This window comes from Kitasatospora sp. NPDC004723, from assembly GCF_040609255.1.
In the GTDB taxonomy this organism is placed as follows: domain Bacteria; phylum Actinomycetota; class Actinomycetes; order Streptomycetales; family Streptomycetaceae; genus Kitasatospora.
Map to the genome: position 1 here is coordinate 83762 of NZ_JBEXJT010000029.1, position 8175 is coordinate 91936.

The following is an 8175-nucleotide window of genomic DNA, read 5'->3' on the forward strand; positions in this document are numbered from 1 at the left end:
GGCCCGTGACCTCCTCGCGACCGACCCGGGACGGGTCCTCGACCGGTCCCGGACCGGTCCCGGACGGCCGCTAGTGCCGTTCGGGCTTGGCCGAGCGGGACATCAGCGCCCGCAGCGCCTCCTGGGTGGGCCGGCCGTTGTGGACGACGTCCACCACCGCCTCGACGATCGGCATGTCGACGCCGTTGCGCCGGGCCAGGTCGAGCACCGACTCGCAGGACTTGACGCCCTCGGCGGTCTGCCGGGTGGCCGCGATGGTCTCGGCGAGCGACATGCCCCGGCCCAAGTTGGTGCCGAAGGTGTGGTTGCGGGAGAGCGGCGAGGAGCAGGTCGCCACCAGGTCGCCCATGCCCGCCAGCCCGGCGAAGGTGTACGGGTCGGCGCCGAGCGCCAGCCCCAGCCGGGTGGTCTCGGCGAGCCCGCGGGTCATCAGCGTCGCCTTGGTGTTGTCGCCCAGCCCCATGCCGTCGGCCATGCCGACCGCCAGGCCGATCACGTTCTTGACCGCGCCGCCGAGCTCGCAGCCGATCACGTCGGTGTTGGTGTAGGGCCGGAAGTACGGCGTGTGGCAGGCCGCCTGGAACCGCTTGGCGACCGCCTCGTCGGTGCAGGCGACCACACTGGCGGCCGGCTGCCGGTTGGCGATCTCCGGGGCCAGGTTCGGCCCGCTGACCACGGCGATCCGCTCCGGACCGACGCCGGCGACCTCGGCGACGACCTCGCTCATCCGCTTGACGGTGCCGAGTTCGATGCCCTTCATCAGGCTGACCAGGACGGTCTTCGGCTCCAGCAGCGGCGCCCAGGCCGCCAGGTTCTCGCGCAGCGTCTGCGAGGGCACCACCAGCACCGCGAAGTCCGCCCCGGCCAGCGCCTCGGCGGGGTCGGTGGTGGCCCGGACGGAGTCCGGAAGCCGCAGGCCCGGCAGGTAGTCCGGGTTGCTGTGCGTGGCGTTGACGGCGTCCACCAGCTCCTGGCGGCGGCCCCAGAGGGTCACCTCGCAACCGGCGTCGGCGAGGATCATCGCGAACGCGGTGCCCCAGGAGCCGGTGCCGAACACGGCGCAGCGGGTCACTTGGCGCCCTCCCCGTTCTCGTCGGTGCCCACGGCCCGGCCCGGTCGGCGGGCGGCCGCGGCGGCGGCCCGCTTCCGCGCGGCCTCCCGCATGTCGTACCGCTCGGCGGGCGGTTCCTCGCCGCGGATGTCGGCGAGCACGGCGGTGATCGCCGCCATGATGTCCTCGGTGGCGTCCCTGAGCACCTGGGCGGTCAGCTCCTGCCCCCGGTACTTGCTGAGGTCGACGGCCGGACCGGCCGCCACCGTCACCCGGTGCCGCGGGAAGAGGTTGAACTTGCCCTTGCCCGAAGCGCCCCTGCCGTACGGCGGGATGATCTCGTGGGCGCCCCAGTGGGCGACCGGGATGACCGGCGCGCCGGTCATCAGCGCCACCCGGGCGACGCCGCTCTTGCCGGTCATCGGCCACAGGTCCGGGTCCCGGGTGAGCGTGCCCTCCGGGTAGAACTGCACGCACTGGCCCCGGTCGACGGCGTCGATGGCGGCCCGGAACGCCTGCGCGGCGTCGGTCGACTCGCGGAACACCGGGATCTGGCCGGTCTTGCGGAGCATGAACCCGATGAACGGGACCGAGAACAGTGAGGACTTGCCCAGGATCCGCGGCGGCCGCCCGCTGTTGTACTGCCAGTGCGCGTACACCACGGGGTCGATGATCGAGTTGTGGTTGACCGCGGCGATGAAGCCGCCCTCCTTCGGGAGGTGCTCCCAGCCCCGCCAGTCCGGCTTGACCAGGGCGGTCGTCACCGGCTTCACCAGCACGGCCGCGAAGCGGTACCAGAAGCCGTAGTCGGCGTTGCCGAAGCCGGCGTTCGAGCGGCGGGCCACCCCAGGTCCTCCTCATCCGGGCGGCACGCTGGGGTGCCGCGGTCGATCCCGCTTCCACGACCTCTCGGGGCGCGGGCGCGGAACAGTCTCGCCCGACCGCTCACCGGCTGTCGAGCAACCCCGCCCACCCGCCGCTCGGGCGTGATCAAACGCACGTCCGCACAGTTCGGACGGCCTGGCGAGGGCTCCGGGACCAGCGTCACAATGACGCCGATGACCCAGGACACCGTACGCCCCAGCGAGCCCGTCGCGCCCCCCGCACCCGCCGCCGGCTGGTCGCTGGTGCTGCCGCTCAAGCGGCTCGACCGGGCCAAGTCCCGGCTGGCCCCGTTCGCCGGTCCGCACCGCCCGGACCTCGCGCTCTCCTTCGCCCTGGACACCGTCACCGCCGCGCTGGCCACGGCGGAGGTCGGCCGGGTCCTGGTGGTCACCCGGGACACCGCGGCCGGCGACCGGCTGGCCGCGCTCGGCGCCCTGGTGGTCGACGACGAGCCCGGCGACGGACTCAACGAGGCCCTGGCGCACGGCGCGGCGGCCGCGCTGGTCCTCGCGCCCCGCGCGCCGCTGGCCGCGCTCTCGGCGGACCTGCCGGCGCTGCGCCCGGCCGAGCTGGGCCGGGTGCTGGGCGCGGTGCCCGCGACCGGCCGGGCCTTCCTGCCGGACGCCCCGGGGCTGGGCACCACCCTGCTGGCCTGCGCCCCGGGCAGCCCGCTCGCCCCCGCGTTCGGGGACGGCTCACGTGCCCGGCACGCGGCCGGCGGTGCCCGTGAACTGCGGCTGCCCGACGTGGAATCGGTCCGCCGGGACGTCGACACCGGGGAGGACCTGGCGCAGGCGCTGGCGCTCGGCGTCGGCCCGCACACCCGTGCGCTGGCGGCCCGGCTCGGCTACCTGTCGCCGCGGCGGCCCCGCTGAGACGACGGGGGCCGCTGTCGGAGGCCCTCGCTATGCTGCTGCCATGCAGGCCACCGCGTTCACCTTCGACCCCGCCACCCGGGCCGGCTCCGTGCTGCTCGACGACGGGACCCCGGTGCCGTTCGACGCGGCCGCCTTCGACGCCGGCGGTCTGCGGCTGCTGCGCCCGGGCCAGCGCGTGCGGATCCGCACCGAGGGCGCCGGCGAGGCGCGCCGGGTGGTCTTCCTGACGCTGCAGACCTTCCCGGACCCGGCCGCGGACTGACCCCGCGCCGCCGCCGCGCACCGTCCGCGGTCCCGCCGCCGGGAAATCCCGGAAAAGGCGGAGAGCCGTGGTGCCGCCCTTCCCGGAATTCCGGGGAGAGGGCGACGCCACGGCTCTCGAAGGCCGTCCGGCGAGGACCCGCGGGGACTACTTGGCGGAGGTCTTGCGCGCGGTGGTCTTGCGGGTGGCGGTCTTCTTCGCCGGCGCCGTCTTCTTGGCCGTGGCGGTCGCCTTCTTGGCCGTCGCGGTGGTCTTCTTGGCGGCAGCCGTGGTCGCCGTCTTCTTGGCGGCCGCGGCGGTCTTCTTGGTCGCGGCCGCGGTGGTCTTCTTCGCGGCGGCGGTGGTGGTGGCCTTCTTGGTGGCGGTCGCCTTCTTGGCGGCGGCCGTGGTCTTCTTCGCCGGGGTGGCGGCGACCTTGGTGGCGGCGGCCTTGGTGGCGGTCGCCTTCTTGGCGGCGGCCTTCTTGGCCGGGGTCGCGGCGGCAGCGGCAGCGGCCGTGGCGGCCCGCTTGGTGGCGGCCCGCTTGGCGGCCGGGGTCGCGGCGACGCCGCTCTTGCCCGGGGTGAGGGAGCCCTTGGGCGCCTTCTTCACCGAGGGGCCTTCCTTCGGCAGCTTCTTGGCGCCGCTGACCAGGTCCTTGAAGCCCTGGCCCGGACGGAAGCGGGGCACCGAGGTCTTCTTGACCTTGACCTTCTCACCGGTCTGCGGGTTGCGGGCGAAGCGCGCGGAGCGCTCCACCTTCTCAAAGGTGCCGAAACCGGTGACCGAAACGCGGTCGCCGGCCACGACGGCGCGCACCATGGTGTCGAGCACTGCGTCGACGGCCTCTGCGGCAGCCTTGCGACCGCCCAGCTGCTCGGCCACCGCTTCGACAAGCTGAGCCTTGTTCACGTCTTCCCCTTCGGAAACGGGCGCCGGATGATTCCATCCGTTCTTTTCGCACGTTAGGTATGTATCTGCGGACTTTCAATTACCAAACGCGCGAATCACCCTAGTGTCGCAATGGATTTGCGCGTCGGCGACCTCAGTCGACGGGCGGGCGCCCCTCGTCGAGGTCCTGCACAAAGCGACTCAACCGCCGCGCCGCCTCCGGAAGATCGCGCTTGGCGGTCTCCGTGACGATGAGCAGTTGACGGGTGAGAGCGGTCTTTGCATCGGCAGACACGTTCAGCGCATGCACGCGGTCGTGAGCTTGCTTCAACCGCTCGGCCACAAGCGCGAAGAGCGCTGCGACTTCCAGGTCGTCCGGCCCCTCAGCAGGTGAGGTTGCGGCCTCCGGCCGATCGTCAATTCGGCGTTCGGATCCCCGGCCCGTGGACTCCGGTGACGCGGGTTCGCCGCCCGCGTACGGAGGTTCATGGTGCCGGTGCATGCACTGATTGTGCCATCTACGCGCAGTTGTGCATGCTGCGGGGCCCTCTGTCGCAAAACCGAATCCCCAATCCGGGGGCGGCGGGCGGGCACAACTCGCGCCCCGGAACGACGGATGGCCCGCCCCCCCGAGGGGGAGCGGGCCATCCGGCGGTTCGTCAGAATGCTTGTTCAGAACGGGATCTCAGGCCACCGGCAGGGTACGCGGCTTGAACGAGGGGCGACGGGCCTCGAACGCGGCGATGTCGGCCTCGTTCCGCAGTGTGATGCTGATGTCGTCCAGGCCGTTGAGCAGCCGCCACCGCACGTTGTCGTCCAGTTCGAAGGACGCGGTGATGCCCTCGGCCCGCACCTCGCGGGCCTCCAGGTCGACGGTGATCTCGGCGGTCGGGTCCGCCTCGGTGAGCTCCCACAGCCGCTCGACGGTCTCCTGCGGGAGGACCACGGTCAGCAGGCCGTTCTTCAGCGAGTTGCCGCGGAAGATGTCGGCGAAGCGCGAGGAGATCACCGCGTGGAAGCCGTAGTTCTGCAGCGCCCAGACGGCGTGCTCACGGGAGGAGCCGGTGCCGAACTCGGGGCCGGCCACCAGGACGGTGGCACCCTGGCGCTCGGGCCGGTTCAGGACGAACGACTCGTCCTTGCGCCAGGCCTCGAACAGCCCGCCCTCGAAACCGGAACGGGTGACCTTCTTGAGCCAGTGGGCGGGGATGATCTGGTCGGTGTCGACGTTGCTGCGGCGCAGCGGCACGGCCCGGCCGGTGTGGGTGGTGAACTTCTCCATGCTGCTCAGACCTCCACGGCGGCGTCCGCCACCAGATCGGCGGGGGCCGCCAGGCGGCCAAGGACGGCGGTCGCGGCGGCGACCTGCGGCGAGACCAGGTGGGTGCGCCCGCCCTTGCCCTGGCGGCCCTCGAAGTTGCGGTTCGAGGTGGAGGCGCAGCGCTCGCCGGGGGCCAGCTGGTCGGGGTTCATGCCCAGGCACATCGAGCAGCCCGCGTGCCGCCATTCGGCGCCGGCGGCGGTGAACACCTTGTCCAGGCCCTCCTCGACGGCCTGCAGGGCGACCCGGACGGAGCCGGGGACGACCAGCATCCGCACGCCGTCGGCGATCCGGCGTCCGCGCAGCAGGTCGGCGGCGGCGCGCAGGTCCTCGATCCGGCCGTTGGTGCAGGAGCCGACGAAGACCGCGTCGACCGCGACCTCGCGCAGCGGGGTGCCGGCCTCCAGGCCCATGTACGCCAGGGCGTTCTCGGCGGCGATCCGCTCCTGCGGGTCGGCGAAGGACGCTGGGTCCGGCACGTTGGCGCCGAGCGGGGCGCCCTGGCCCGGGTTGGTGCCCCAGGTGACGAACGGGGTCAGCTCGGTGGCGTCGATGAAGATCTCGTGGTCGAAGACCGCGTCCTCGTCGGTGCCCAGGGTCTTCCAGTACTCGACCGCGGCGTCCCAGTCCTCGCCCTGCGGGGCGTGCGGGCGGCCCTTGAGGTAGGCGAAGGTGGTCTCGTCGGGGGCGATCATGCCGGCCCGGGCGCCCGCCTCGATGGACATGTTGCAGACGGTCATCCGGGCCTCCATGGAGAGGCCGCGGATCGCCGAACCGCGGTACTCCAGGACGTAGCCCTGGCCTCCGCCGGTGCCGATCTTCGTGATGATCGCCAGGATCAGGTCCTTGGCGGTGACGCCCTCGGGCAGTTCGCCCTCGACGGTGATCGCCATGGTCCGGAACGGGGCCAGCGGCAGGGTCTGGGTGGCCAGCACGTGCTCGACCTGGCTGGTGCCGATGCCGAAGGCCAGCGCGCCGAAGGCGCCGTGGGTGGAGGTGTGGGAATCGCCACAGACCACGGTGGTGCCGGGCTGGGTCAGGCCCAGCTGCGGGCCGACCACGTGCACCACGCCCTGCTCGACGTCGCCCAGCGAGTGGATCCGGACGCCGAACTCGGCCGCGTTCCTGCGCAGGGTCTCCAGCTGGACCCTGGAGACCGGGTCGGCGATCGGCTTGTCGATGTCCAGGGTCGGGGTGTTGTGGTCCTCGGTGGCGATCGTGAGATCGGTGCGGCGGACCGTGCGCCCGGCCAGCCGGAGGCCGTCGAAGGCCTGCGGGCTGGTCACCTCGTGGAGCAGGTGCAGGTCGATGAAGAGCAGGTCGGGCTCGCCCTCCGCGCGCCGCACGACGTGGTCGTCCCAGACCTTCTCTGCGAGTGTCCGTCCCATCGGGTTCCCTCCAGCCGGCCGCGTTGCCGGCCTTCTCGTGTCGTCGAGGTCAAAGCTGTCGCCGCCCCGTGCGGCACGCGTCGCGCGGCCTGCACGCCGGATCGGTGTCCACGATGCGGACGCCTCGACGGGGCCGCATCCTGGACTTCTCCCGGGCTGCTGCATCCAGAGTGGCGCTTTTCGCGGAAGATTGAACTTGCGTCTCGCGGAATGAGACTGCAGTCTTAGGGCATGGACAACTCTAGCGGCGTCGGCGTGCTCGACAAGGCCGCTCTGGTGCTGAGCGCACTGGAGTCGGGCCCCGCCACGTTGGCGGGGCTGGTCGCCGCCACCGGTCTGGCGCGCCCCACGGCCCACAGACTCGCCGTCGCACTCGAACACCACCGCCTGGTCACCAGGGACATGCAGGGACGTTTCATCCTCGGTCCCCGTCTGTCCGAACTCTCCGCCGCGGCGGGCGAGGACCGGCTGCTCGCCACCGCGGGCCCGGTCCTGACCCACCTGCGCGACGTCACCGGCGAGAGCGCACAGCTCTACCGCCGGCAGGGCGAGATGCGGATCTGCGTCGCGGCCGCCGAGCGGCTCTCCGGTCTGCGGGACACCGTCCCGGTCGGCAGCACCCTGCCGATGAAGGCCGGCTCGGCCGCCCAGGTCCTGCTGGCCTGGGAGGAGCCCGAGCGGCTCCACCGCGGCCTGCAGGGCGCCCGGTTCACCGCCACCGCGCTCAGCGGCGTCCGGCGGCGCGGCTGGGCCCAGTCGATCGGCGAACGGGAGCCGGGCGTGGCCTCCGTCTCCGCGCCGGTCCGCGGCCCCTCCAACCGCGTCGTGGCCGCCGTCTCGGTCTCCGGGCCGATCGAGCGCCTGACCCGCCACCCGGGCCGGCTGCACGCGCAGGCCATCATCGAGGCCGCCAACCGGCTCACCGAGGCCCTGCGCCGCAGCTGACCCCACCCCGTTCGTCCCTTCCCCCGTCCTCCGATCCCCCACTCCCCCGTCGCACGACCGAGAAGGGCCCCGCTCGATGCCGAGCGGGGCCCTTCGGGTCGGTGGAATTCCCGGGTCCGGGAAAACGCAAAAGACCCCGGGAAACCGGGGCCTTCTCTATCTGGCTGGGGTACCAGGACTCGAACCTAGACTAAATGAACCAGAATCACTCGTGCTGCCAATTACACCATACCCCAACAAAGCAATCAGCCGATGAGCAGGCCCATCGGCTTCTTGCCTCGGTACCCCCGACCGGATTCGAACCGGCGCTACTGCCGTGAGAGGGCAGCGTGCTAGGCCGCTACACAACGGGGGCTCCTGGTCGATCTCTTGCGAGATCAGTACCCCCGACCGGATTCGAACCGGCGCTACTGCCGTGAGAGGGCAGCGTGCTAGGCCGCTACACAACGGGGGCTTTCCAGGCGGTTCCTTGCGGAACCAGTACCCCCGACCGGATTCGAACCGGCGCTACTGCCGTGAGAGGGCAGCGTGCTAGGCCGCTACACAACGGGGGCTTTCCAGGCGGTTCCTTGCGG

At 72.2% G+C, this 8175-nt stretch carries 9 protein-coding genes and 4 tRNA genes; 3 read left to right on the forward strand and 10 right to left on the reverse strand.

The genetic code is table 11. From position 1 onward, the window contains the following. Positions 1–70: 70 nt before the first annotated feature. Positions 71–1072 carry an NAD(P)H-dependent glycerol-3-phosphate dehydrogenase gene (locus tag ABZW10_RS25155; protein WP_355369689.1) on the reverse strand — a complete coding sequence of 334 codons (1002 nt, stop codon included), beginning with the start codon at positions 1070–1072 and terminating at the stop codon, positions 71–73. Continuing rightward, on the reverse strand, positions 1069–1896 hold the full coding sequence (locus tag ABZW10_RS25160; RefSeq protein ID WP_355369691.1) for a lysophospholipid acyltransferase family protein: 828 nt from the start codon (positions 1894–1896) through the stop codon (positions 1069–1071). Before ABZW10_RS25160 ends, ABZW10_RS25155 begins: the two co-directional genes overlap by 4 nt. A 213-nt stretch (positions 1897–2109) precedes the next feature. Here ABZW10_RS25160 and cofC point away from each other — a divergent pair, with 213 nt between their 5' ends. After that, the gene (cofC, locus tag ABZW10_RS25165; protein ID WP_355369693.1) at positions 2110–2811 is read left to right on the forward strand and encodes a 2-phospho-L-lactate guanylyltransferase; all 702 of its coding nucleotides are present in this window, start codon (positions 2110–2112) and stop codon (positions 2809–2811) included. A gap of 43 nt (positions 2812–2854) precedes the next feature. Then, a complete protein-coding gene (locus ABZW10_RS25170; RefSeq protein WP_093860412.1) occupies positions 2855–3076 on the forward strand; it encodes a hypothetical protein in 222 nt (73 codons plus the stop codon). A 147-nt stretch (positions 3077–3223) separates the two neighbouring features. On the opposite strand, the gene ABZW10_RS25175 is transcribed toward ABZW10_RS25170, so the two are convergent. The 4 genes from ABZW10_RS25175 to leuC form a co-directional block, all read right to left on the reverse strand. Continuing rightward, positions 3224–3967 carry an HU family DNA-binding protein gene (locus ABZW10_RS25175; RefSeq protein ID WP_355369695.1) on the reverse strand — a complete coding sequence of 248 codons (744 nt, stop codon included), beginning with the start codon at positions 3965–3967 and terminating at the stop codon, positions 3224–3226. Positions 3968–4100: 133 nt separating this feature from the next. Then, a complete protein-coding gene (locus ABZW10_RS25180) occupies positions 4101–4316 on the reverse strand; it encodes a hypothetical protein (RefSeq protein WP_355369725.1) in 216 nt (71 codons plus the stop codon). Positions 4317–4631: 315 nt separating this feature from the next. Beyond that, positions 4632–5228, reverse strand: a complete 597-nt coding sequence (gene leuD / locus ABZW10_RS25185) for a 3-isopropylmalate dehydratase small subunit (protein ID WP_355369697.1) — start codon at positions 5226–5228, stop codon at positions 4632–4634. Between the two features lie 5 nt (positions 5229–5233). Further along, entirely contained in the window at positions 5234–6655 is a 1422-nt protein-coding gene (gene leuC / locus ABZW10_RS25190; RefSeq protein WP_355369699.1) for a 3-isopropylmalate dehydratase large subunit, read from the reverse strand. 231 nt (positions 6656–6886) lie between these two features. On the opposite strand from leuC, the gene ABZW10_RS25195 reads away from it, so the two are divergent. Continuing rightward, a complete protein-coding gene (locus ABZW10_RS25195) occupies positions 6887–7600 on the forward strand; it encodes an IclR family transcriptional regulator (RefSeq protein ID WP_030306825.1) in 714 nt (237 codons plus the stop codon). 161 nt (positions 7601–7761) lie between these two features. Here ABZW10_RS25195 and ABZW10_RS25200 read toward each other — a convergent pair. The 4 genes from ABZW10_RS25200 to ABZW10_RS25215 all read right to left on the reverse strand — a co-directional run bounded on the left by ABZW10_RS25200 (position 7762) and on the right by ABZW10_RS25215 (position 8154). After that, positions 7762–7836 (reverse strand) — tRNA-Gln (locus tag ABZW10_RS25200). 46 nt (positions 7837–7882) lie between these two features. Then, positions 7883–7955 (reverse strand) — tRNA-Glu (locus ABZW10_RS25205). A gap of 26 nt (positions 7956–7981) precedes the next feature. Beyond that, positions 7982–8054: transfer RNA gene (locus ABZW10_RS25210), tRNA-Glu, on the reverse strand. A gap of 27 nt (positions 8055–8081) precedes the next feature. Then, positions 8082–8154: transfer RNA gene (locus tag ABZW10_RS25215), tRNA-Glu, on the reverse strand. Positions 8155–8175 lie beyond the last annotated feature (21 nt).